At 71.7% G+C, this 22,174-nt stretch carries 16 protein-coding genes and 1 tRNA gene; 14 read left to right on the top strand and 3 right to left on the bottom strand.

The features are described from left to right. Window positions 1-19 precede the first annotated feature (19 nt). The 4 genes from rlmB (at window position 20) to rph (ending at window position 5,762) form a co-directional block, all read left to right on the top strand. A complete protein-coding gene (gene rlmB / locus IEY93_RS20550; RefSeq protein WP_189164720.1) occupies window positions 20-1,000 on the top strand; it encodes a 23S rRNA (guanosine(2251)-2'-O)-methyltransferase RlmB in 981 nt (326 codons plus the stop codon). A gap of 166 nt (window positions 1,001-1,166) precedes the next feature. Beyond that, window positions 1,167-1,239: transfer RNA gene (locus IEY93_RS20555), tRNA-Thr, on the top strand. 350 nt (window positions 1,240-1,589) lie between these two features. Further along, entirely contained in the window at window positions 1,590-2,882 is a 1,293-nt protein-coding gene (locus tag IEY93_RS20560) for a glycosyltransferase family 2 protein (protein WP_189164721.1), read from the top strand. Window positions 2,883-3,164: 282 nt separating this feature from the next. Next, entirely contained in the window at window positions 3,165-5,762 is a 2,598-nt protein-coding gene (rph, locus tag IEY93_RS20565; protein WP_189164722.1) for a rifamycin-inactivating phosphotransferase, read from the top strand. 33 nt (window positions 5,763-5,795) lie between these two features. Here rph and IEY93_RS20570 read toward each other — a convergent pair whose 3' ends face one another. Next, complete coding sequence (locus IEY93_RS20570) at window positions 5,796-6,674, bottom strand: LysR family transcriptional regulator (RefSeq protein WP_189164723.1); 879 nt, start codon at window positions 6,672-6,674, stop codon at window positions 5,796-5,798. A gap of 80 nt (window positions 6,675-6,754) precedes the next feature. On the opposite strand from IEY93_RS20570, the gene IEY93_RS20575 reads away from it, so the two are divergent. The 3 genes from IEY93_RS20575 (at window position 6,755) to IEY93_RS20585 (ending at window position 12,103) form a co-directional block, all read left to right on the top strand. Beyond that, window positions 6,755-7,990: an MFS transporter gene (locus tag IEY93_RS20575; RefSeq protein WP_189164724.1), complete on the top strand. Its 1,236-nt coding sequence runs from the start codon at window positions 6,755-6,757 to the stop codon at window positions 7,988-7,990. A gap of 544 nt (window positions 7,991-8,534) precedes the next feature. Next, the gene (locus tag IEY93_RS20580; protein ID WP_189164725.1) at window positions 8,535-10,250 is read left to right on the top strand and encodes an ABC transporter ATP-binding protein; all 1,716 of its coding nucleotides are present in this window, start codon (window positions 8,535-8,537) and stop codon (window positions 10,248-10,250) included. Further along, on the top strand, window positions 10,247-12,103 hold the full coding sequence (locus IEY93_RS20585; protein ID WP_189164726.1) for an ABC transporter ATP-binding protein: 1,857 nt from the start codon (window positions 10,247-10,249) through the stop codon (window positions 12,101-12,103). Before IEY93_RS20580 ends, IEY93_RS20585 begins: the two co-directional genes overlap by 4 nt. 269 nt (window positions 12,104-12,372) lie before the next feature. On the opposite strand, the gene IEY93_RS20590 is transcribed toward IEY93_RS20585, so the two are convergent. Together IEY93_RS20590 and IEY93_RS20595 are read right to left on the bottom strand one after the other, a co-directional pair. Beyond that, window positions 12,373-14,667: a HelD family protein gene (locus IEY93_RS20590; RefSeq protein ID WP_189164727.1), complete on the bottom strand. Its 2,295-nt coding sequence runs from the start codon at window positions 14,665-14,667 to the stop codon at window positions 12,373-12,375. A 224-nt stretch (window positions 14,668-14,891) separates the two neighbouring features. After that, complete coding sequence (locus tag IEY93_RS20595) at window positions 14,892-15,266, bottom strand: STAS domain-containing protein (RefSeq protein ID WP_189164728.1); 375 nt, start codon at window positions 15,264-15,266, stop codon at window positions 14,892-14,894. A 151-nt stretch (window positions 15,267-15,417) separates the two neighbouring features. On the opposite strand from IEY93_RS20595, the gene IEY93_RS20600 reads away from it, so the two are divergent. The 7 genes from IEY93_RS20600 (at window position 15,418) to IEY93_RS20630 (ending at window position 22,165) form a co-directional block, all read left to right on the top strand. Further along, entirely contained in the window at window positions 15,418-17,229 is a 1,812-nt protein-coding gene (locus IEY93_RS20600) for a glycosyltransferase family 2 protein (protein WP_189164729.1), read from the top strand. Between the two features lie 274 nt (window positions 17,230-17,503). After that, window positions 17,504-18,565, top strand: coding sequence for an energy-coupling factor ABC transporter permease (locus IEY93_RS20605; protein WP_189164730.1), 1,062 nt, complete (start codon window positions 17,504-17,506; stop codon window positions 18,563-18,565). After that, window positions 18,565-19,329 carry a cobalt ECF transporter T component CbiQ gene (gene cbiQ / locus IEY93_RS20610; protein ID WP_189164731.1) on the top strand — a complete coding sequence of 255 codons (765 nt, stop codon included), beginning with the start codon at window positions 18,565-18,567 and terminating at the stop codon, window positions 19,327-19,329. The genes IEY93_RS20605 and cbiQ overlap by 1 nt, the downstream gene beginning before the upstream one ends. After that, window positions 19,326-20,078 (top strand): energy-coupling factor ABC transporter ATP-binding protein, encoded by a 753-nt coding sequence (locus IEY93_RS20615; protein ID WP_203968738.1) that lies wholly within the window; start codon window positions 19,326-19,328, stop codon window positions 20,076-20,078. The genes cbiQ and IEY93_RS20615 overlap by 4 nt, the downstream gene beginning before the upstream one ends. Before the next feature lie 129 nt (window positions 20,079-20,207). Further along, complete coding sequence (locus tag IEY93_RS20620; protein ID WP_189164732.1) at window positions 20,208-20,549, top strand: STAS domain-containing protein; 342 nt, start codon at window positions 20,208-20,210, stop codon at window positions 20,547-20,549. A gap of 47 nt (window positions 20,550-20,596) precedes the next feature. Then, on the top strand, window positions 20,597-21,370 hold the full coding sequence (locus IEY93_RS20625; protein WP_189164733.1) for an SDR family NAD(P)-dependent oxidoreductase: 774 nt from the start codon (window positions 20,597-20,599) through the stop codon (window positions 21,368-21,370). Between the two features lie 30 nt (window positions 21,371-21,400). Continuing rightward, window positions 21,401-22,165, top strand: a complete 765-nt coding sequence (locus tag IEY93_RS20630) for a crotonase/enoyl-CoA hydratase family protein (RefSeq protein WP_189164734.1) — start codon at window positions 21,401-21,403, stop codon at window positions 22,163-22,165. Window positions 22,166-22,174 lie beyond the last annotated feature (9 nt).

Consider the following 22,174-nt stretch of genomic DNA (forward strand, 5'->3'; position numbering starts at 1 on the left):
GCGCCGGTAGGCTTGCGACATGGCAGCAGGTGGGGGTAAAGGGACCGGCAAGCCCGGCAAGCGCAAGGGTGCCACGCGGGGCACCGGTGGGCAGGGTCGCAAGACCCTCCAGGGCAAGGGAGCGACTCCTCCTGCCCACCAGCGCCACTGGTACAAGGACAAGCAGCGGGCCGCGGCGGCCGCGGCGGCGGGCGCGGGCATCACGCCCAAGGCCGCCGACCAGCAGACCCGGCCGGCCCGCGGCGCCAAGCGGGACGACGCCCCCGAGGTGATCGGCGGGCGCAACCCCGTGCTCGAGGCGCTGCGCGCCGAGGTGCCCGCCAACGCGCTCTACGTGGCCCAGCGCATCGACAACGACGACCGCGTGCGCGAGGCGATCAAGATCGCCGCCAATCGCGGCATCGCGTTGCTGGAAGCCACTCGGGAGAAGCTCGACCGGCTCACCGAGGGCACGGTCCACCAGGGCCTCGCGCTCCAGCTCCCGCCGTACGAGTACGCCCATCCCGAAGACCTGATCGAGCGGGCCAAGGACGCCGCCGAGGTCCCGCTGATCGTCGCGCTCGACGGCGTCACCGACCCGCGTAACCTCGGCGCCATCGCCCGGTCCGCGACCGCCTTCGGCGCGCACGGCATCCTGGTCCCCTCCCGCCGCTCGGCCGGCGTCACCGCCGGGGCCTGGAAGTCCTCGGCCGGCACGCTGGCCCACCTCTCGGTCGCGCGGGCCGCCAACCTCACCAGCACCCTCCGCGAGTACCGCGAGCAGGGCCTGTTCGTGGTCGGCCTGGACGGCGAGGCCACCGCCGACATCGGCGACGTCGACCTGGTCACCGAGCCGCTGGTCGTCGTGGTCGGTTCCGAGGGCAAGGGCCTGTCCCGCCTGGTCCGTGAGTCCTGCGACGTGGTGGCCCGCATCCCGATGTACGCCGCCGCCGAGTCCCTCAACGCGGGCGTGGCCGCCGGCATCGCCCTCTACGAGGTCTCCCGCCACCGCCGCCGCTGATCGGCAGAGCACGGCGGCGACGCCCGCTCCGTCCCGGCCGGCCGCCGGGGCGGCGTGACGCCCGTTCCGGATCGCGCCCTGACCAGTCGCGATCCCCATCCTCCAGGTAGGCGCGATCGGTGACGGTGCGCGCCGCATACGACTAAACTCGTACCGCACCACACCGGCCGACGTAGCTCAATCGGCAGAGCAACGGTCTTGTAAACCGTAGGTCAGGGGTTCGATTCCCCTCGTCGGCTCCCAGCTCAAAGGCCCCTCGCGATCATCGCAAGGGGCCTTTCGCTAACACCTTTGCCAACAGCGGCTATGCGGCGGAGCCTTCAATGGCCTACGCGGAGATGTCCGTCGCCATCTGCTCATGGATCACGTGTGCGTACATTCGCAGGGTGATCGCGGGTTCGGCGTGGCCGAGCCGAGCGGCGACCACATGGACCGGAACGCCGGCCGGCAGAAACGTCGTCGCGTGGACGTACCGGAGGTCACCGCTGCGCGCCTACTTTGGTCGCCGGACAGCACGCTCCTGCTTCCAGCGCAGCGCGATACCGCTGCCCCGTGACGCCAACTTGACCAGCGCCGCCCGGCCTCCCGGATGACCGGCATCGATCACTCGGAAACACAGGTCAGCACATGGGGAAGCGCTCCCGCGAGCGTTGCACTGCATTTGCGGACGGTTGATAATTCGGGTCGCGAAGGCGTTCGACGTGTCCGTGACCGTGCCGGTCATCCGTTGGCGCCCATAGGAGGTTCCGTGAAGGTCAGCGTCGTCATTCCAGCCTTCAACGCGCGGAGCAAGTTACGCCTGTTGCTGTACACCCTCGCGCACAGCGTGCTCGATCCGGGCGACTCCTTCGAGCTCGTCGTCGCCGATGACGGCTCCACCGACGGCACCGGCGAGATGGTCGCCGAGCTGGCGGTCGACGATCTGACCTACCTCTACCTTCCGCGCACCGATCGGTCGAGCCGGGCTGCCGCTCGTAACGCGGCCATCGCCAAGGCCACCGGGGAGCTCATCGTCATGGTCGACGCCGATACGGTGGTCGGGCCGGCCTATCTCGCCGAACACGTCCGTTATCACCGGCTCAGGAATGACCTCGTGGTGATCGGCCCCCGCCCGGACCTCGGAGACGGAGATTTCGACGAGGAGCGCCTCCGCCGCGAATTCACCTTTGACGCGATGCCCGCCGTCGCCTGGGGTGATCCGCGCGAGCAGGTGCTGGCCGAATTCTCCGGCAACATGAACCGGCTCGCCATCTGCTGGCATCTCCTGTTCACCTGCAACGCCTCGGTACGCATCGAGCATTTACGCCGGCTCGGTGGTTTCGACGAGGCTTTTCTCGGCTGGGGACTTGAGGACACCGACCTCGGGTATCGGCTGCGGCAGGCGGGACTGGCCTTCGCTTTCAACGCCTCGGCCGTGGCCTACCACCAGCGGCGCCGGGGGATAGACGCCGGAATGTACGGCGACTGGGTCCGCAATCTCGCCTACATGATGGACAAGCATCAAGCGCCCGAGGTGGCGATCCAGTCGATCGTCGGCCTGGCCATGAATCCCGCCGACCGGCGGATCGGCTGGGTGGAGGCGATGCGCTGCTTCGAGTTCGCCGCGCGGGCCCTCGAAGGCCGGCTGCCGGTGCCCATCACCTACCGGCTCGTGGTGGTCGAGGAGGACACGGTCGACGCCGCGACGGCGGAGCTGGTGGCCCGCGGTGCGACGAGTGATCTTCTCGTCATCGATGAGACCCGCGGCGCCGAGCTGGCCGGCCTGGTCCAGTGCATGGACGCCTCCGGCGAGCTGCTCTACTTCCACCGGCCGTCGGCGGCGCGGCGAGCCGAGATCTTCAGCCGCTACCCGGTGGCCGAGTCGTTCAACGGCCTCTTGTGATCTCCGCGCGCCGTGTGCGCGGCGAGGCTGCTCCAAGGCAGCGGCGGAGGGGAAAAGCGAAAAGGCAAGGAGATCGCGCTCCCTGCCACTTCCAAGGTATAGCGCACAGGGGGGCTTGCGGCAAGACCCGGGTCGTGCCGCAGAATCATCGGCCGGACACGACACCGGCGAGAAAACAGGGGGCGCGACGTGGGTGTGTCGTCGATGTACGGGGGACGCGGCGAGTACGAACCGCCCAGGCGATCGGCTGCGACCGAGCGTGGCGGCCTCGGAGGTGCCGCGGTGATCGAGCAGTACGTGCTGGATCTGGAAGAGGTCGGCGAGTCGCAGGTCGCGGTCGTCGGCGGCAAGGCCGCGCATCTGGGTGAGCTGTCGCGGATCGAGGGCATCCGGGTGCCGGCCGGATTCTGCGTGACGACGGCCGCCTTCCAGCGGATCATGGCGGAGGCGCCGTCGATCGCCGATCGGCTCGATCGGCTGTCGGGCCTGAACCCGGACGACCGGGAGGCGATCCGCACGCTCAGCGCGGAGATCCGCCGGACCCTCGAAGGGGTCGCCATTCCGGACGATGTGGCGGCGGCGATCACCCGCGCGCTCGCCCGGTTCGGCGAGGACGCCGCGTACGCCGTGCGGTCCAGCGCGACGGCGGAGGACATGCCGACGGCCTCCTTCGCGGGACAGCAGGACACCTATCTGAACGTCATGGGGCCGGCGGCGGTCCTCGGCCACGTGAGCCGGTGCTGGGCGTCGCTGTTCACCGAGCGGGCCGTGACCTACCGGCTGCGCAACGGCTTCGACCACCGCAAGGTCCATATGGCCGTGGTCGTGCAGCGGATGGTCTTCCCGGACGCGGCCGGCATCCTGTTCACGGCCGACCCCGTCACGGGCAACCGGAAGGTCGCCACCGTGGACGCCTCCTTCGGTCTCGGTGAGGCCCTGGTCTCCGGCCTGGTGAACCCGGACGTCTACAAGGTGCGCGACGGCGAGGTCGTCACCGAGGCGGTCGCCGCCAAGCAGCGTGCCGTTCAGGCCCTGCCGGGCGGCGGGACGCGGGAAGTGGCGATCGATCCGCAGCGGCAGGAGCAGCCGGCGCTGACGAACGCGCAGGTCGTGCGGCTCGTGCGGCTCGGGCGGCGGATCGAGGCGCATTTCGGCCGGCCGCAGGACATCGAATGGTGCCTGGTCGATGACGACTTCCAGATCGTGCAGAGCCGGCCGATCACCACGCTGTTCCCCATCCCCGCCGCCGATGACCAGGAGAACCACGTCTACCTGTCCGTCGGTCATCAGCAGATGATGACCGACCCCATGAAGCCGCTGGGGCTGTCCATGTGGCGGCTGACGGCCATGGCGCCGATGCACGAGGCCGGCGGGAGGCTGTTCGTCGACGCCACCCGGCAGCTGGCGTCGCCCGCGGGTCGTGCCGGCTTCCTGGAGATGGCGGGCAGGTCCGATCCGCTGACCAGGGACGCACTGGAGACCCTCTTCGATCGCCCCGACTTCGTCCTGGCGCCGCCGGACGGCGCTCCCGGCGGGCCGCCGATCGGCGGCCCGCCCGCCCCGATCGCGACCGATCCGGCCATCGTCACCGAGCTGGTCGAACGCAGCCAGGCGTCCATCGCCGCCCTCCGGCGGGACATCCGGGACAAGACCGGGCCGGCGCTGTTCGACTTCCTGCTGGAGGCGTTCCAGGAGCACAAGCGGGTCCTCAGTGATCCATTGAGCATGCAGGCGATCATGGCGGGCATGCAGGCCACCTGGTGGCTCAACGACCGGCTGCAGGAGTGGCTGGGCGAGAAGAACGCGGCCGACACCCTCACGCTGTCGGCTCCCGGCAACATCACGTCCGAGATGGGGCTGGCGCTGCTCGACGTCGCGGACGTGATCCGCCCGCATCCGGAGGTCGTGGCGTTCCTGCGGGACGTCGAGGACGACGGCTTCCTTCCCGAGCTGCCGAAGGTCGCGGGCGGCGCCGAAGCGCGCGACGCCATCGAGGCCTACCTCGACCGGTACGGCATGCGCTGCGTCGGCGAGATCGACATCACGAGGCCGCGCTGGCGCGAACGCCCTGCCACGCTCCTGCCCGTGCTCCTCGACCACGTCAGGAACTTCGAGCCGGGCGCCGCCGAGCGGCGCTTCGAGCAAGGACGGCAGCAGGCGCTGAACAAGGCGCAGGAAGTGCTCGAACGCCTGCGGGCACTGCCGGACGGGGAGCAGAAGGCGGCCGAGACCAAGCGGATGATCGACCGGGTCCGGACCTTCATCGGCTACCGGGAGTACCCGAAGTACGGCATCATCAGCCGCTACTTCGTCTACAAGCAGGCCCTGCTGGACGAGGCCGAGCGTCTCGTACGGGCAGGCGTGCTCTCCGAGACGGAGGACGTCTTCTTCCTCACGTTCCAGGAGTTCCACGACGTCGCGCGCTCGCACCAGGTGGACGGCGAGCTGATCCGGCGCCGTAAGGACGCGTTCGCCTCCTACCACGCGCTCACGCCGCCCCGGGTGCTGACCTCGGACGGTGAGGTCATCACCGGGGCGTACCGGCGCGACGACGTGCCGGCCGGCGCCCTGATCGGCCTCCCGGTCTCCGCCGGGACCGTCGAAGGGCGCGCCCGCGTCATCCTGGACATGGCCCAGGCCGATCTGGAACCGGGTGACATCCTGGTCACCGCGCACACGGACCCGAGCTGGACGCCGCTGTTCGTCGCCATCGCGGGCCTGGTGACCGAGGTCGGCGGACAGATGACCCACGGCGCGGTGATCGCACGGGAGTACGGCCTGCCGGCCGTCGTCAGTGTGCTGGACGCCACTTCGCTGATTCGCGACGGGCAGCGGATCCGCGTGCACGGAAGCGACGGATACGTCGAGATCCTGCCCTGACCGCCCCCTCACCGCGAAAGCCTCCCCGCCTGCTCAGGCGGGGAGGCTTTCGCGGTGGGGGAGCAGGTCGAGGAAGGCGGTGGCCGCGGGGGAGGGGCGGGGGTGCCAGATCAGGTGCTCCACCCGTGCGGGGGCGTTGCGCAGCCGGATGACGCGCAGGTCGGGGAAGCGTGGTGCGTACGCGGCCGGCAGCATGCCGACGCCGAGGCCCTGCCGCACCAGATCGACCATGAAGTCGGCGGACGACACCTCGAAGGGCACCTCGCGGCGTACCCCCGCCGCCGCGAACGCCTCGTCCGACTGCACCCGGCCGGCCACGCCGGCGCGGAAGTCGATGAACGGTTCGTCGGCGAGGTCGCGCAGGTCCAGTTCGTTCTCCGTGAGGTGGTGGTCCGGCGCGACCACGGCGACCAGTTCGCCTCCGCCGAGCCGGCGACTGCGCACGTTCTTCGGCTCCATCCGCGGTGGCAGGCCGAGGAACGCGACGTCGATGCCGCCGCGCCGGACCTGCTCGATCAGGTCTTCGCTCCCTGCCGAGGTGAGGGAGATGTGCACCCGCGGGTGGCGCCGGCTGTAGTCCCTCAGTGCGATCGGCAGGTTGACGGCCGTGACCGTGGGGATGGCGCCGACGGCGAGCCGTCCGCGGATCTCCCCGCCGGTGGCCGCGACGTCGGCCCGCGCGCGGTCGGCGGCCTCCAGGCACTCCCGGGCGGCGGGCAGGAACGCCTCGCCGGCCGGTGTGAGCCGTACGCGCCGGCTGGTGCGCTCGAACAGCCGGGCGCCCAGCTCTCGTTCCAGGGCGGCGATCTGGTGGCTGAGCGCCGACTGCACGACCCGGTGGCGTTCGGCGGCCCGGGTGAAGTTGCTGGTCTCCGCGACCGCGACGACGTACCTCAGTTGCTGCAGTTCCATCCATCCATCGTGTACCACGATCGATCACGATGAAAAGTATGTGTTGGACTCATTGATCGGAGGGCGCGCACTCTTGAGTCATGACGCAGACCCTGAAACATCCGCACAGAACCACCCCGATCACCGGAGTTCCGCCGCGGCTGCATCGCGGGCTGCTGCTGCTCATGTCGGCGGCCACCGGGCTCTCGGTCGCGGGCAACTACTTCGCCCAGCCGCTGCTGGAGGTGATCGGACGGGACCTGGGGCTGAGCACCACCATGGCCGCGCTGGTCGTGACCGCCGCCCAGGGCGGGTACGCGCTGGGGCTGATCCTCCTGGTACCGCTCGGCGACCTGGTGGAACGCCGCCGGCTGGCGGTCCTGCTGTTCGCCGGGACCGCGGTGTTCCAGTTGGTGTCGGCTCTCGCGCCGAGCGCTCCGGTGCTGCTGGCCGGCACCGCGGCGACCGCGCTCACCTCGGTGGCCGCGCAGGTCGTGGTCCCGTACGCCGCCACGCTCGCCGCGCCCGCTGAGCGCGGCCGGGTGGTGGGTACGGTCATGACGGGTCTGCTGCTCGGCGCCCTGCTGGCCCGGACGGCTTCGGGCACGCTCTCCGAACTCGCCGGCTGGCGGACGATCTACTGGCTGAACGCGGTCCTCGTGGCGGTCGTCGCCGTCCTGCTGTGGCGGTTCCTCCCGCGCCTGCACACCCGTGTCGGGCTGTCCTATCCGGCGCTGCTGTGGTCGACGCTCGGGATGTTCCGCCACGAACCGCTGCTGAGGTGGCGGGCCGGGATCGGCGCGCTGTCGTTCGCCGCGTTCAGTGTGCTGTGGACCTCGATCACCTTCCTGCTGACCGGACCGTCCTACGGCTGGCGCGAGGCGGCCGTCGGCATGTTCAGCCTGGTCGGGGTGGTCACGGCGTTGACCACGCCGATCGCGGGCCGGTTCGCCGACCGCGGATGGGTGCAGCGGGTCAGCGGGATCGGCACCGCGGTTCTCGCGCTGTCGTGGCCGGCGATCCACGCCGGAGCGTTCGCGCCGGGCTGGCTCGTCGCCGGGGTCGTGCTGTTCAACGTGGCCCAGGGGGCGGTGCTGAACGCCGGCCAGAACGTGATCTACGCGCTCAGCCCGGAGAACCGCAACCGGCTCAACTCGGCGTTCATGACCGCGTGTTTCCTCGGCGGCGCGGCCGGATCGCTACTGGCCTCCGTGGCCTGGTCCGGGGGCGGCTGGTCGGGGGTGAGCCTGCTCGGCGGCGCGCTCTCCGCGACGACCTTCGCGCTGTGGGCGCTGGAACGGGTCCGCGCGAAGAGGAGTGCTCTGCCGGTCTCGTGAACGATCGGGAGGGTCGTGCCGGTCGGGCGCGGGTGGCGGCCGGGGTGGATCGCGCGCCTGGAGTGGGTATGGCTATCGCGAACCACCTGCCGGGCGCGCGGCATTCCGCGCGCCCGAAAACCGGTTGATCGGGGAGCAACAGGGTTGAAAGGTGAAGATAGCGGCTGCGGTCGTGCTCTGCCCCGCGCGTCGCAGCGGCCGCCGTACCGGCTCAGCATCGCCTGCCCCCGTCCCGGACACCGATTCCCCCGACCCGTAAGGACCGCCCTGCCTTCTCATGCCTTCCGACGGTAAAGACTCCGGCCCTGTCCCCGATCCCCGGACAACGCGTCCCGTCCCCGACCACGCGACACGGCGTTCCACCCCCGACCGTACGAATGAGCGGCCCGCCTCCCCCCTCGCGACGCGGAGTCCTGCGCACGGCCGCTCCGCCGCCGGCTCCGTAGATCAGGATTCCGCCCCCGGCGCCGCGGATGAGCCTCCGGACCCTCCCGGCTCCGCCGGTGAGCGCCGTGGCGGGAGGGCGCGGTCGCTGCGGCGGCTCATGCCGTACCTGCGGCCCTACGTCCCCCGGCTGGTCCTCATCTGGCTCGCCACCATGGCGGGCATCGCGATCAGCACCGCGATCCCGCTGGTGGGCAAGGAGATCATCGACGGTCCGGTGGGCCACGGCCGCAGCGATGCCCTTCTCCCGCTCGGACTGCTCGCCCTTGCCCTCGGCGTCACCGAGGCGTTCCTGACCTTCGTGCGCCGATGGACGCAGACCAGGGCCGTGCTCGGCCTGGAGACGGCGATTCGCGACGACCTCTACCGGCATCTCCAGCGGCTGCCGATGAGCTTCCACGGCGCCTGGCAGTCGGGCCAGTTGCTGTCCCGCGCCACGACCGACCTGTCCACGATCCGCAGGTTCTCGGGGTTCGGCCTGCTGTTCCTGGTCATGAACATCGTGCAGCTCGTCACGGTCACCGTGCTGCTCCTGCGGATGTACTGGCCGCTCGGCCTGCTCGTCGTGACGGCGGCGGTGCCCATCTTCGCGATCTCCCTGCGGTTCGAGAAGAGGTACCGGCGCATCTCCCGCGAAGTCCAGGACATCCAGGGCGACATCGCCACCTATGTGGAGGAGGCGGCGGTCGGGATCCGGACGATCAAGGCATTCGGCCGCAGGCCGCATGTGTTCTCGGAGTTCGACGCCGCCGCGCGGCGGGTCCACGAGGTCTCAATGGGCAAGGTGCGGGTGGCGTCCCGGTTCTTCACCTTCCTGGAGGTGATCCCGAACGTCACCCTGGCGATGGTGCTGCTGCTGGGCGCGCTGGCCGTCGGCGCGGGCTCGCTGACCCTCGGCACCCTGGTGGCCTTCACCACGCTGATGCTCCAGCTCGTCTGGCCGATCGCCTCGCTCGGCTACATCCTGGCGATGGCGCAGGAGGCGATGACCTCCGCCGACCGGGTCATGGAGGTGCTCGACACCGAGCCCGAGATCGTCGGCGGCGTCCAGGTGATCGAGCGGCCGCGCGGGCACCTGCGCTTCGAGGGCGTCGGCTTTCAGTTCCCCGGGGACGACCGGCCGGTGCTGCGGGACGTCTGGCTGGAGGTACGGCCGGGCGAGACGGTGGCCATCGTCGGCGCGACCGGTTCGGGCAAGACGACGCTGACCGCGCTGGTGCCGAGGCTCGTCGACGTCACCGCGGGCCGGGTCACCATCGACGGGCGGGACGTCCGCGACCTGGCGCTGCCCGCGCTGCGGTCGGTGGTCGCCACCGCGTTCGAGGAGCCCACGCTGTTCTCGATGAGCGTGCGGGAGAACCTCACCCTCGGCCGGGGCGAGGCGACCGAGGAGGAAGTACGGCGGGCGCTGGAGATCGCCCAGGCCACCTTCGTCCACGATCTGCCCTGGGGGCTGGACACCCGGATCGGTGAGCAGGGCATGTCGCTGTCGGGCGGCCAGCGGCAGCGGCTGGCCCTGGCCCGCGCGGTGCTCAGCGAGCCGAGGATCCTGGTGCTGGACGACACCCTGTCGGCGCTGGACGTGGAGACCGAGGCCCTGGTGGAGCGGGCGCTGCGCGGGGTGCTCGCGGACGCGACCGGCCTGGTCGTGGCGCACCGCGCCTCCACCGTGCTGCTCGCCGACAAGGTCGCGCTGCTCAGCGGCGGCACGATCACGCACGTCGGCCGCCATCAGGAGCTGCTGTCGACGGTCCCGGAGTACCGGGAGCTGCTCGCGCAGGACGCCGGCCTCGGCCGGGAGGAGGCGCTGCGATGAGCCACACGGTCACCGGCGCGCCGGCGGAGAAGCCCGGCGAACCGGCGCGCTGGCGCGGTGTCGCGTCCGAGAAGCAGGACGAGCTGCCGGAGAAGGTGTCGGTGCTGCTGCGGGCCCGGTCGCGCAGGCTGCTGGCCGACCTGCTGCGCCCGCACCGCAGGGCCATCGCCCTGCTGCTGGCGGTCATCGTGGTCTCGGGCGCGGCCGGGCTGGCGATTCCGTACCTGGTCAAGGTCGGCATCGACGCGGGCATCCCGCCGATGCTGCGGCACGAGGGCGCCGGGACGCTGGTGGCGGCGGTCGCGGCGATCCTGGCCGCCGCGCTGATCCAGGCGTTCACCCGCCAGGCGTTCCTCCAGATATCCGGACAGATAGGGCAGGACATTCTGCTGGAGCTGCGCCGCCGGGTCTTCGACCACTTCCAGAAACTGTCCCTGGCCTTCCACGAGCGCTACACCTCCGGACGGGTCATCGCCCGGCTCACCTCGGACATCGACGCGATCGCCGAACTGCTGCAGTCGGGCTTCGACAGCATCGTCACCGCCGTCCTCACCCTGTTCGGCACCGCCGCCCTGCTCCTGGTGCTCGACCTGCCGCTCGGCGCGGTCGCGCTGGTGCCGCTGCCGATCCTGCTGCTGTTCACCCGGTGGTTCCGGCGCCGGTCGAGCATCGTCTACCGCCGCACCCGCCAGGCGGTGGCGCTGCTCATCGTGCACTTCGTGGAGTCGATGACCGGCATCAGGGCGGTGCAGGCGTTCCGCAGAGAGCAGCGCAACCAGGAGATCTTCGACGAGCTCAACACCGGCTACCGGGACGCCAACGCCGACAGCATGCGGCTGGTCGCGGTGTTCATGCCGGGTATCAAGCTGATCGGCAACGTGACGATCGCGGTGATCCTGCTGTACGGGGGCTGGCTCGCGCTCCACCACGCGGTCACGGTCGGTGTGCTCGCCGCGTTCCTGCTCTATCTGCGCCAGTTCTACGAGCCCATGCAGGAGATCTCCCAGTTCTACAACACGCTCCAGTCGGCCGGCGCGGCGCTGTCCAACCTGTCCGGTGTGCTGGAGGAACGGCCCGCGGTGGCCGAGCCGGAGCGTCCGGTGCCGCTCGCGCGCCCGCGCGGCGCGGTGCGGTTCGAGGGGGCCGAGTTCTCCTACATCGACGGCGTGCCGGTGCTGCCCCGGCTGGACCTGGACATCCCCGCCGGGCAGATCGTGGCCGTGGTCGGCGCGACCGGCGCGGGCAAGACGACGGTGGCGAAACTGATCGCCCGGTTCTACGATCCGACGGCAGGCCGGGTGCTGCTCGACGGGGTGGACCTGCGCGACCTCGACGAGACCACCCTGCGGCGCGCCGTGGTCATGGTGACGCAGGAGAACTTCCTGTTCACCGGCACGGTGGCGGACAACATCAGGTTCGGCCGCCCGGGCGCCACCCCGGCCGAGATCGAGGAGGCGGCCCGCGCGATCGGCGCGCACGAGTTCATCACGGCGCTGCCGGACGGGTACGACACCCAGGTCGGCAAGCGCGGGGGCCGCATGTCGGCGGGACAGCGGCAACTCGTGGCGTTCACCAGGGTCTTCCTGGCCGACCCGGCCGTGGTGATCCTGGACGAGGCGACCTCCAGCCTGGACGTTCCCAGCGAGCGCCTCGTCCAGCGCGCCCTGCGCACCGTCCTGGCCGGCCGGACCGCCCTGATCATCGCCCATCGCCTGTCCACCGTGGAGATCGCCGAGCGGGTCCTGGTCATGGAGTCAGGCCGGATCGTCGAGGACGGTCCTCCTGACGATCTCATCGCCGGCGCCGGCCGCTACGCCGGCCTGCACCGCGCCTGGCTCGACAGCCTGGCCTGACGCCGGGCCGGCGCGGGCGTCGGCCCGGCGTACCGGGCACCGGCGCCCGCGCTCCCTTCCGGGCTCCGCTCTGTCGGTTCCGGCCGGTGGCGGGGAAGGCGGCATGGGCAGGAAGAATCGTCGCGCTGGTGCTGTTGCCGCTACCGATCACCGACCTTGTGGACAGGAGACCCGACCGGCCCGGCCGCCCCGCGCGCCGGGCTCGCCGTCCGCGCACCACGACCGCGGCGCCTTCGGCCGGGAGTAGTCGCATACGCCCTGGTCAGGTGCTAGGCCAGGCGGGCGAGGGCGGGGGGCAGGTCGCCGGTGTGCAGCACGGTGAGCCTGCGGGTGGCGCGGGTGATCGCCACGTACAGATCCTGGCCGCCCTTCGGGGACTGCGCCAGGATCTCCCCGGGCTCGACGATCACCACCGAGTCGAACTCCAGGCCCTTGGCCTGGGTGACGGTCAGCACGACCGCGGGCGAGTCGAGCGCGTCGGCCGTCAGCGCGGACGCCGCCTCGGGGATCGCCGCCGCGACCTCGCCGTGCCGGGCGTCGCAGGTGAGGACGGCCAGCCGCCCCTCGCCGATCTCGGTCAGCTCCGACCGCACCAGGTGGGGAAGGGTGGGGAGAAGGTCGTCGCGGGCGACCCGCAGGGCCCGCGGCGGCGCCTCTCCGTCGCGTACCGACAGCGGAGGCTCCTGGTCCGGCGCGACCGCCTTGAGTACGTCCGCGGCGACCTCCATGATCTCCGCCGGGGTCCGGTAGTTGATCATCAGGCGCGCCTCGCGCCAGCGCCCCCCGACGTACGGGTCGAGCATCTCGCCCCACGACCGGGCGCCCGCCGCCGAACCGGTCTGCGCGATGTCCCCGACGATGGTCAGCGACCGCGCCGGGACGCGCCGCATGATCGCACGCCAGGCCATCGCCGACAGCTCCTGTGCCTCGTCCACGATCACATGGCCGTACGCCCAGGTGCGGTCACGCTCGGCCCGCTGCGCCGTGGTCGTCGCGGGACCGCCGTCGTCGTGCCGGTCGGCGAGGGCGGCGGCGTCCATCACTTCCAGGTCGGCGACGCCGCTGACCACCAGCACCTCACGCGCGTACAGCTCCGCCTCCGCACGCTCCCGGCCGGCCGCCCGCCGGGCGGCGGCCCTGGCTCCGGCGTCGTCCTCGCCGAGCAGCTCGGCGGCCTCGTCCAGCAGCGGGACGTCGTCCACCGTCCACGGCGACCCCGCCGGGCGCGCGAGCGCGGCGCGCTCCTCGGGCGTGAGCGACGCGCCGGCCGAGCGCAGCGCGCCGGGGTCGGCGAACAGGTCGCCGAGCAGCCGCTGCGGCGTGAGGTACGGCCACAGCGCGTCCAGCGCCTCGCGCACCTCGCGCGTCTGCCACAGCGCGGCGCGGGCGTAGCGCAGGTCGTCTCCCTCCAGCGGCCGGTCGAGCCGGCGCGCCTCGTCCAGCGCCAGCGCCGTGAGCGCCGAGTCCACGAACAGCTTGCGCGCGACATTGTGCGGGTTGCGCACCGCACGGGCGCGGTCGCGGGCCCGCACGCAGGTCGCGTGGTCCACGCGCAGCGCCATCCGCTCGACCACCACCTCGACGCCGCCCCGTACCGAGGTCTTGGTGGGGACCTGCACCTCCAGGTCGCCGTCCGGGACGCGCTGGCGGTCGCGCACCGCGGCCCGGAGCACCTCGACCATGCGCGGGCCGCCCTTGACGACCGCCGTCCGCGGCTCGTCGGCGGCGGTGGCGCGTACGCCGGGGTACAGCTCGCCGACGGTGGTCAGCACCACGTCCGTCTCGCCCAGCGACGGCAGCACCTGCCCGATGTAGCGGAGGAACATCGCGTTCGGCCCGACGACCAGGACGCCGCGGCGCTCCAGCGTGTCGCGGTGCGCGTACAGCAGGTAGGCCGCCCGGTGCAGGGCGGCGACCGTCTTGCCGGTGCCCGGGCCGCCCTGGACCACGAGCGCGCCGGCCATGCCCGAGCGGATCACCTGGTCCTGCTCGGCCTGGATGGTCGCCACGATGTCGCCCATGCGCCCGGTGCGCTCGCGCCGCAGCGCGGCCATGAGGGCCGCCTCGCCGACCAGCGTGCCGCGGTCGGGCTCGCTCATGCGCGCGAGGTCGAAGACCTCGTCGTCCAGGCCGACGACCGTACGGCCCCGGGTGTGCAGGTGGCGGCGGCGGACGAGCGGGCCGGGGTCGCTCGGGGTGGCGATGTAGAAGGGACGGGCCGCGGGGGCGCGCCAGTCGATCAGCACCAGCTCGCCCTGGTCGTCGCGCAACCCGACCCGGCCGATGTAGTACGTGTCGTCCTCGGTGTCGTCGATGCGGCCGAAGCACAGCCCGCGCTCCACGGCGTTGAGCTGCGCGACGCGCCGGGCGTGCTCGTGGGAGAAGACGTCGCGTTCGAGGCGGGCCTGGTGGGTGCCGCCCGCCGCGCCGCGCCCGTGCTCCTGGCTCAGCGCGGTCTCGGCGTTCCGCCGGACGGCGTCCAGGCGGTCGTAGAGCATGGAGACATAGGACTGCTCGCTGCGCAGGGCTTCGGCGCGGGCGGTGGAGGATGCGCGACGCTCCATCGGTCTGCTATACTCCTTTACGGGCAGAGAGTGAACGTCTGTATTTGTGCATGGCAAATACAGGAGCGTAACAGCTCTCGCCCGTCCGCGCATCCCTCCACCCGCGCGGCGGCACGGCGTCCGACCGTGCCGATGTCCCGATCTCGGATCGTCCCGGTCGTACGCCGATTCTCCGGCTCTTCCCGTCCGCGTGCCCCGCCCGGTGGCGTGCCGGCCGGCCTTGGCTAGGCCGTCTGGAGCGTCGTGACCGCGTCCTGCGGGCTCGGGAAGGTGCTGAAATGGTGGTCGAGATGGGTGATCGCCAGCAGCCGGTGGATCATCATGCCGGGCGTCACGGCGAGCGCCAGCCGTCCCCCCATCGCGCGCACCCGGTTGTAGGTGTTCACCAGCAGGCCGAGCCCGAGGGAGTCGCAGAAGGTCGTCGCGGTGAGATCCAGGACCAGGCACGGCGGGCGGCACGCCTCCAGGGCGTGGTCGAGTTCCGCGCGCAGCCGTGGCACCGCCGTCATGTCCAGTTCCCCGGTGATCTCCACGATCACGCAGGGGCCGTCGTGTCTCTCGTTGACCCTCAGTGCTGGCTCGCGAGCCGGATATGCCATCTCCCTCACCTCCGCTCCTGCTGGCTACCCCGACAAAAAGGTAATAAGCCAGCTCATGGAATTACGCAGGTGACCCGCGGGGAAGTCGGTGAACCACCAACGCGGCGTTTGCCGCACCACGCCACCGTCAGCGGTTACATAATGAATCGCAATGAAGACGGAAAGTAGTCGGCATGTCGACGTGAGCATCGTGGTGCCCGTCCACAACTGCCGCCCCTACCTCGAGCGCTGCCTCAGCTCTTTGCTCACCCAGGCGGTGAGCAAAGAGATCGTCGTCGTGGACGACGGCTCCACCGACGGCAGCCGCGACCTGCTGGCCGACTACGCCGCGCGGTTCCCGGAGATCCGGGTCTGGTACCAACAGGCCTCCGGCGGGGCCGCCGGGCCGCGCAACCGCGCGATCGCCCACTCCGTCGGCCGCTATGTCTTCTTCTGTGACGCCGACGACCACCTCGGCCCCGAGGCGCTGCAGCGCATGCTCGCGATGGCCGAGCGCAACGACGCGGACATCGTGCTGGGCAAGATGGTGGGGCACGGCCGCAGGGTCCCGACCTCGATGTTCCGGGAGAACCGCGACCACGCGCCGCTCGCCGAGACCACCGTGTACAACGTCCTGACCTGCTTCAAGCTCTTCCGCCGCGAGTTGCTCACCCGCCACCGGATCCGCTTCGACGAGTCGCTGCGCGTGGGGGAGGACATCGTCTTCTCGGTCCACGCGTACTGCCACGCCCGCACGATCTCGGTGGTCGCCGACCACGACTGCTACCACCTGGTCGCCCGCCCGGACGGCACCAGCATCATGCAGGAGCCGGGCAGCCGCGACCCGCTCGCCTGGCTGCGCATGATCCGTACGCCGATCGAGCTGATGACGCGGCACGTCCCCGAGGGGCGGCTGCGCGACCATCTCCTGCGCCGCCACTTCCGCTTCGACATCCTCGACCAGCTCGGCGCGCCGTTCCTGGCGGCCGACCCCGCCACCCGCCGGGCGATCACCGCCGAGGTGTCCGGCATGTGCGCCGCCTGGCTGACCGACGGGGTGCTCGACCGGCTGCGCCCGATCGACCGGCTGCGGGCCGCCTCGCTCGGCGACACCGCCCGGCTGGTCCGGCTCGCCCAGGTCGAGGCCGCCACCGTGCGGCGCCGGCTGACCGCCCTTGCGTGGCGCGGCGACCGCCTGGAGGTCTCCGGCCGCGCCTCGCTGTCCGACTCCTGGAACGGCGTCGCCGTCGGCCTGCTCCTGCGGGAACGCTCCACCTCCGCCGAGCGCCGGGTGCCGGTGACCGCGGTGGCCGACGTCTTCGCCGGGACCGTCGAGGTCTCGCGGCTGCCGCCCGGCGTGTGGGACATGTACGTCGTGCTCGCCTGCGAAGGGGTGCGCCGGACCGCGCGGTTCGGCGCCGACCGCGACGCGGGGGTGGCCTGCCCGGAGCCCCGGTTACCGGGCGCCGTCGCGGTGCCCTACTTCACCCGCCCGCACGGCAACCTCACCATCGACATCGGCGGCCACAAGGCGCCGGTGCCGGCCTCGGTGCGGCTGACCCGCGCCGTGTGGGGCGGCAAGGGGACGGTGACGATCGAGGGTACGGTCGTCGTCGGCTCCGGGTGCCCCGCCGCACGGTCGGCCAGGCAGGTGATCTGGCGGGAGCGTTCCTCCGGGCACGAACGACGGGTCGCGGTGTCGGCGGCGGGGGAGTCGAGGTTCAGCGCCACGGCCGCGCTCGACGCGCAGGGCGTCTGGGAGGCCGAGTTGGAGCTCGACCTCGGCGGTCCTCCGCTGCGCTACCCGGTGCAGGTGGGCGAGGCCGAGCCGGCGGTGCTCGGCGCGGGGACGACCTGGTGGCGCGGGCGCAGGCGCTGGACGGCCACGCCACGCGCGTCCAAGATCCGGCGCAAGCTGGTGGTCACCGTCCTGGCCCGTGGTCCTCGCGCGGTGGTCCGGCGCGCCGTCCGCATCGGCCGTTGACCAACGCGCCCGCCGCCTGCCCGTGGCCCTGGACCCGTCGTCCAGCCCTCGGCGGGTGTCCGGCCGGTCGGCGGAAGGTGCCGGGCGGCGGTCCTTCATAGGGGGTAGGGGTACGGGTGACCACGCCTGACGTGGTTTCCGGACCAAGCGGGCAGGGGGGTACCCCTTATCGCGAACGGGGAGCGTCCCCAGCGTTCCGGTCCTTCTTGCCAAACTATTGCAGCTACAAGCCGATGGCTTAGAGTTGGCTCGACTCGGACTTCTGGAGGATCTGGTGCACGTACCAGATGGTTTCTTCAACGCGGCCGTCTCCCTCGGCGCGGGGGCCTTCGCCGCCGCCGGCCTCGCCGTGTGCCTTCGCGGCGCCCGCCGCGAACTCGACGACCGCACGGCGCCGATGGCCGGCCTGGTCGCCGCCTTCATCTTCGCCGTGCAGATGCTCAACTTCCCGGTCGCGGCCGGCACCAGCGGGCACCTGCTGGGCGGCACGCTGGCCGCGGTGCTCGTCGGGCCGTACACAGCCGTGTTGTGCGTCGCGGTGGTGCTTCTCGTCCAGGGGTTCTTCTTCGCGGACGGCGGCCTCACCGCGCTCGGGATCAACATCACCATCATGGCCATCGTCACCGCGGTCGTCGGGTGGGCGGTGTTCCGCCTGATCACACGGGCCGTCCCGCGCAGCAGGGCCGTCATCCCGGTCGCCGCGTTCGTCGGCGCCGCCGTCTCGGTGCCGGTGGCCGCGCTGGTCTTCACCCTGCTGTTCTGGATCGGCGGCACCGCCCCGATCGACGTCACCTCGGTGGCCCTCGCCATGGGCGGCGTGCACGTCCTCATCGGCCTCGGCGAGGGACTGATCACCGCGCTGACCATCAGCAGCGTGCTCGCCGTGCGGCCCGACCTGGTGTACGGGGCCCGCGGCCTGCGCGCCAAGCTGGTGCTGCGCACCGCCGGCGGCGGCACCACCGAGGTGACCGGGGAGCCGGCCGCCCCCTCCCCGGCCCGCGGCCTTCGCCCGCTGCTCATCGGCGGCGCGCTGGTGACCGTCCTGCTCGCGGGAGTGGTGTCCTTCTACGCCTCCAGCAGCCCCGACGGCCTGGAGCGGGTCGCCGGGGACAAGGGGTTCAACGCCGGCGAGCAGGACCACGCGCTCGGCGACTCGCCGCTGTCCGACTACGGCGTCAAGGGGGTCCAGGACGAGCGGCTGGCGGTGGGCATCGCGGGGATCGCCGGCGTCGCCATCACCGTGGCCGCCGGCGGGGCCATCTTCTACGCGGTGCGCCGCCGCGACCGGCAAGGCGGGCTCGAGGGCGCGCACGACGGCGAGAAGATCACCGCGTAATGGGCGCCGGGCACACCCACCAGCTCTACCGGCCGGGCGACACGGTCGTCCACCGGCTGCCGCCGCACTGCAAGCTGCCGGCCGTCGCCGCGTTCGCCGTGGTCGTGGTCGCCACCCCCAGGGAGGCGTTCTGGGCCTTCGGGGTGTACGCGCTGCTGCTGGCCGCCGTCGCCGCGGTGGCGCGGGTCCCGGCCCGGTTCCTGCTGCGGCGCATGGTGATCGAGGTGCCGTTCGTGGTCTTCGCGGTGGCACTGCCGATCATCGGCCTGGGCGAGCGGGTGGAGGTGCTCGGCCTCTCGCTCAGCGCCGAAGGGCTGTGGTCGGCCTGGAACATCCTGGCCAAGGCCACCCTCGGCGTCGTGGCGAGCATCCTGCTGGCGGCCACCACCGAGCCGCGGGCCATGCTGCTCGGCGCGCAGCGGCTGCGCCTGCCGCAGACGCTCGTGCAGATCGCCATGTTCATGCTCCGCTACATGGACGTGATCCTGGACGAGATGCGCCGCATGCGCGTCGCCCGCGAGTCGCGCGGGTTCACGGCGCGCGACGTGCGGCACCTGCCGGTCATCGCCAAGTCGGCGGGCGCGCTGTTCATCCGCTCCTACGAGCGCGGCGAGCGGGTGCACCTGGCCATGCTGAGCAGGGGGTACACCGGCTCCATGCCCGTCATCGACGACCTGCGCGCCACGGCGCGCAACTGGGCGACCGCCGCGTCGCTGCCGGCCGCCGCGCTCGCGACGGCCGTTCTCTCCTGGAGCGTCTCGTGAGCAAGCCGCCACCGTCCCTGCGCGTCAGCGAACTGGCCTACGCCTACCCCGACGGCACCCAGGCGCTGTACGGCGTCGACCTGACCATCGGGCGGGGCGAGCGGGTGGCCCTGCTCGGCCCGAACGGCGCGGGCAAGACCACCCTGGTCATGCACCTGAACGGCATCCTGACCGCCGGGCACGGCACGGTCGAGGTGGCCGGCCTGCCGGTGCGCAAGGACTCGCTGGCCGAGATCCGCCGCCGGGTGGGCCTGGTGTTCCAGGACCCCGACGACCAGCTGTTCATGCCCACCGTCCGCGAGGACGTCGCCTTCGGCCCGGCCAACCTCGGCGTGCGGGGCTTCGAGCTGGACCTGCGGGTGAAGGAGGCCCTGCAGCAGGTGGGCCTGCTGGAGGTCATCGACCGGCCGCCGCACCACCTGTCGTTCGGCCAGCGCCGCAGGGTGGCGGTGGCCACCGTGCTGGCCATGCAGCCCGAGATCATCGTGCTGGACGAGCCCTCGTCCAACCTCGACCCGGCCTCGCGGCGCGAGCTGGCCGAGATCCTGCGCTCGCTGGACGTCACGGTGCTGATGGTCACCCACGACCTGCCCTACGCCCTGGAGCTGTGCGAACGCTCGCTCATCCTGTCGGGAGGGGTCATCGCGGCCGACGGGCCGACGCGGGACATCCTGGCCGACGCGGACCTGCTCGCGGCGCACCGCCTGGAGCTGCCCTTCGGCTTCGCGGTCACCCCGCAGCCGCACTGACCGGCCCGGGACGTCCGGCTACGGGCGGGTTTCCCGGCAGGAGCAGGGGCGTTCGATACGCCGATGTTCCGTAGCGCCATCTTGAACGGGGCCCCGGCGAAGTAAAGTGGGCCCCGCAAGGAGGTTCACATGAAGCTACGACTCGCGCGGCGCGCGTTCGGGGATGCCGTCGTCGTGGCTGTCGAAGGCGAGCTCGACCTGTTCACGGCGCCGTTCCTGCGCGACGAGGTCCGTGACGCGATCAAGCAGGACAGCAGTCACCTGGTGCTCGACCTCGGCGAGCTCTCCTTCATGGATTCGAGTGGCCTGTCGGTGCTCATCGAGGCCTGGCGCCTGGCCACCGGCGAAGGAGGCGGGGTCGCGCTGGCGGCCCCGCAGGCTCCGGTGGCCCGCATCCTGCGCACCACCGGGCTCGACCGGCGCATCAAGGTCTATCCGGACGTCGAGGCGGCGATCTCGGCCGAGATTTGAGCCACCCCGAGTAGAACTTCATTCGGTCGCCGGTTAGGGTCCGGGATATGGACCTGAACGGAGCAGCAGCAATCATCTCAGGCGGCGCCAGCGGCCTCGGCGAGGCCACGGCCCGTGAGCTCGCGGGCGCGGGCGCGACCGTCGTGGTCGCCGACCTGAACGCCGAGCGGGGCAAGGCCATCGCCGACGAGCTCGGCGGCCTCTTCGTACAGACCGACGTCGCCGACGAGTCCTCGGTGCAGGCGGCCGTGGACGCCGCCGTCGCGACCGGCAAGCCCTTGCGGGCGGTCGTCAACAGCGCGGGCATCGGCTGGGCCGCGCGCACCGTGGCCAGGGACGGCTCGCCGCACGACCTGGCGAGCTACCGCAAGGTGATCGACATCAACCTGATCGGCACCTTCAACCTCATGCGCATCGGCGCGGCGGCCATGGCGAGGACCGAGCCGGTGGACGCCGACGGCCAGCGCGGCGTGGTGGTCAACACCGCGTCGGTGGCCGGCATCGAGGGGCAGACCGGCCAGGTCGCCTACTCCGCCTCCAAGGGCGGCATCATCGGCATGACCCTGCCCGCGGCACGCGACCTGGCCGCCGTCGGTGTCCGGGTGCTCACCATCTGCCCCGGCATCATCGACACGCCCATCTACGGCTCCGGGCCGGAGGCCGAGGCGTTCAAGGCCAAGCTGTCGGCGCCGGTGCCGTTCCCCAAGCGGATGGGCCGGGCGTCGGAGTTCGGCCACCTGGTGCGGGCCCTGGTCGAGAACGACTACATGAACGGCGAGGTCATCCGCTTCGACGGCGGAATCCGCTTCCAGCCCAAGTGAGCCCCGCCAACCGCGAACCGGAGGTACAGCGTGTCTGACGAGCTTCTCGTCGAGGTGGACGGCGGTGTCGCCGTCATCACGATCAACCGGCCGCAGGCCAGGAACGCCATCAACGGCGCCGTCGCGCGCGCGATGGTGGCGGCGCTGGACGAGCTGGAGGAACGCAAGGACGTCTCGGCGTACGTCCTGACCGGCGCGGGCGGGAACTTCTCCGCCGGCATGGACCTCAAGGGGTTTCTCAGCGGAGATTTCCCCGCGGTCGAGGGGCGCGGCTTCGGCGGCATCGTCGAGGCGCCGCCGAAGAAGCCGATCGTGGCCGCCGTCGAGGGCTACGCGCTGGCCGGCGGCTTCGAGCTGGTGCTGTCCTGTGACATCGTCATCGCCTCCGAGGAGGCCAAGTTCGGCCTGCCGGAGCCCAAGCGCGGCCTGATGGCCGGCGCGGGCGGCGTGATGCGCCTGCCGCGTCGCATCCCCTACCACGTCGCCATGGAGATCGCCCTCACCGGCGACTTCTATCCGGCGGCGCGCCTGCGGGAGCTGGGCCTGGTCAACCAGGTCACCCCGGCGGGCGGCGCGCTGGCGGCGGCCAAGGAGTTCGCCGCCAAGATCGCCGCCAACGCCCCGCTGTCGCTGCTCGCGACCAAGCGGATCATGGTCGAGTCGGCCGACTGGCCGCTGGACGAGATGTTCGCTCGCCAGGCGGAGATCATGAACCCGGTGTTCGGGTCCAAGGACGCCATGGAGGGCGCCGCGGCGTTCGCCGAGAAGCGCGCGCCCCGCTGGACCGGGGAGTGACCTGGCGTC

This window comes from Sphaerisporangium melleum (assembly GCF_014646695.1).
Taxonomy (GTDB): domain Bacteria; phylum Actinomycetota; class Actinomycetes; order Streptosporangiales; family Streptosporangiaceae; genus Sphaerisporangium; species Sphaerisporangium melleum.

Coding starts and splice junctions, on each gene's coding strand:
- IEY93_RS20585 (WP_189164726.1), top strand. CDS start 10,247: ATGAGCCACACGGTCACCGGCGCGCCGGCGGAGAAGCCCGGCGAACCG.
- IEY93_RS20570 (WP_189164723.1), bottom strand. CDS start 6,674: ATGGAACTGCAGCAACTGAGGTACGTCGTCGCGGTCGCGGAGACCAGC.
- IEY93_RS20600 (WP_189164729.1), top strand. CDS start 15,418: ATGAAGACGGAAAGTAGTCGGCATGTCGACGTGAGCATCGTGGTGCCC.
- IEY93_RS20580 (WP_189164725.1), top strand. CDS start 8,535: ATGCCGTACCTGCGGCCCTACGTCCCCCGGCTGGTCCTCATCTGGCTC.
- IEY93_RS20560 (WP_189164721.1), top strand. CDS start 1,590: ATGACCGGCATCGATCACTCGGAAACACAGGTCAGCACATGGGGAAGC.
- IEY93_RS20575 (WP_189164724.1), top strand. CDS start 6,755: ATGACGCAGACCCTGAAACATCCGCACAGAACCACCCCGATCACCGGA.
- IEY93_RS20625 (WP_189164733.1), top strand. CDS start 20,597: ATGGACCTGAACGGAGCAGCAGCAATCATCTCAGGCGGCGCCAGCGGC.
- IEY93_RS20595 (WP_189164728.1), bottom strand. CDS start 15,266: ATGGCATATCCGGCTCGCGAGCCAGCACTGAGGGTCAACGAGAGACAC.
- cbiQ (WP_189164731.1), top strand. CDS start 18,565: ATGGGCGCCGGGCACACCCACCAGCTCTACCGGCCGGGCGACACGGTC.
- rlmB (WP_189164720.1), top strand. CDS start 20: ATGGCAGCAGGTGGGGGTAAAGGGACCGGCAAGCCCGGCAAGCGCAAG.
- IEY93_RS20620 (WP_189164732.1), top strand. CDS start 20,208: ATGAAGCTACGACTCGCGCGGCGCGCGTTCGGGGATGCCGTCGTCGTG.
- IEY93_RS20590 (WP_189164727.1), bottom strand. CDS start 14,667: ATGGAGCGTCGCGCATCCTCCACCGCCCGCGCCGAAGCCCTGCGCAGC.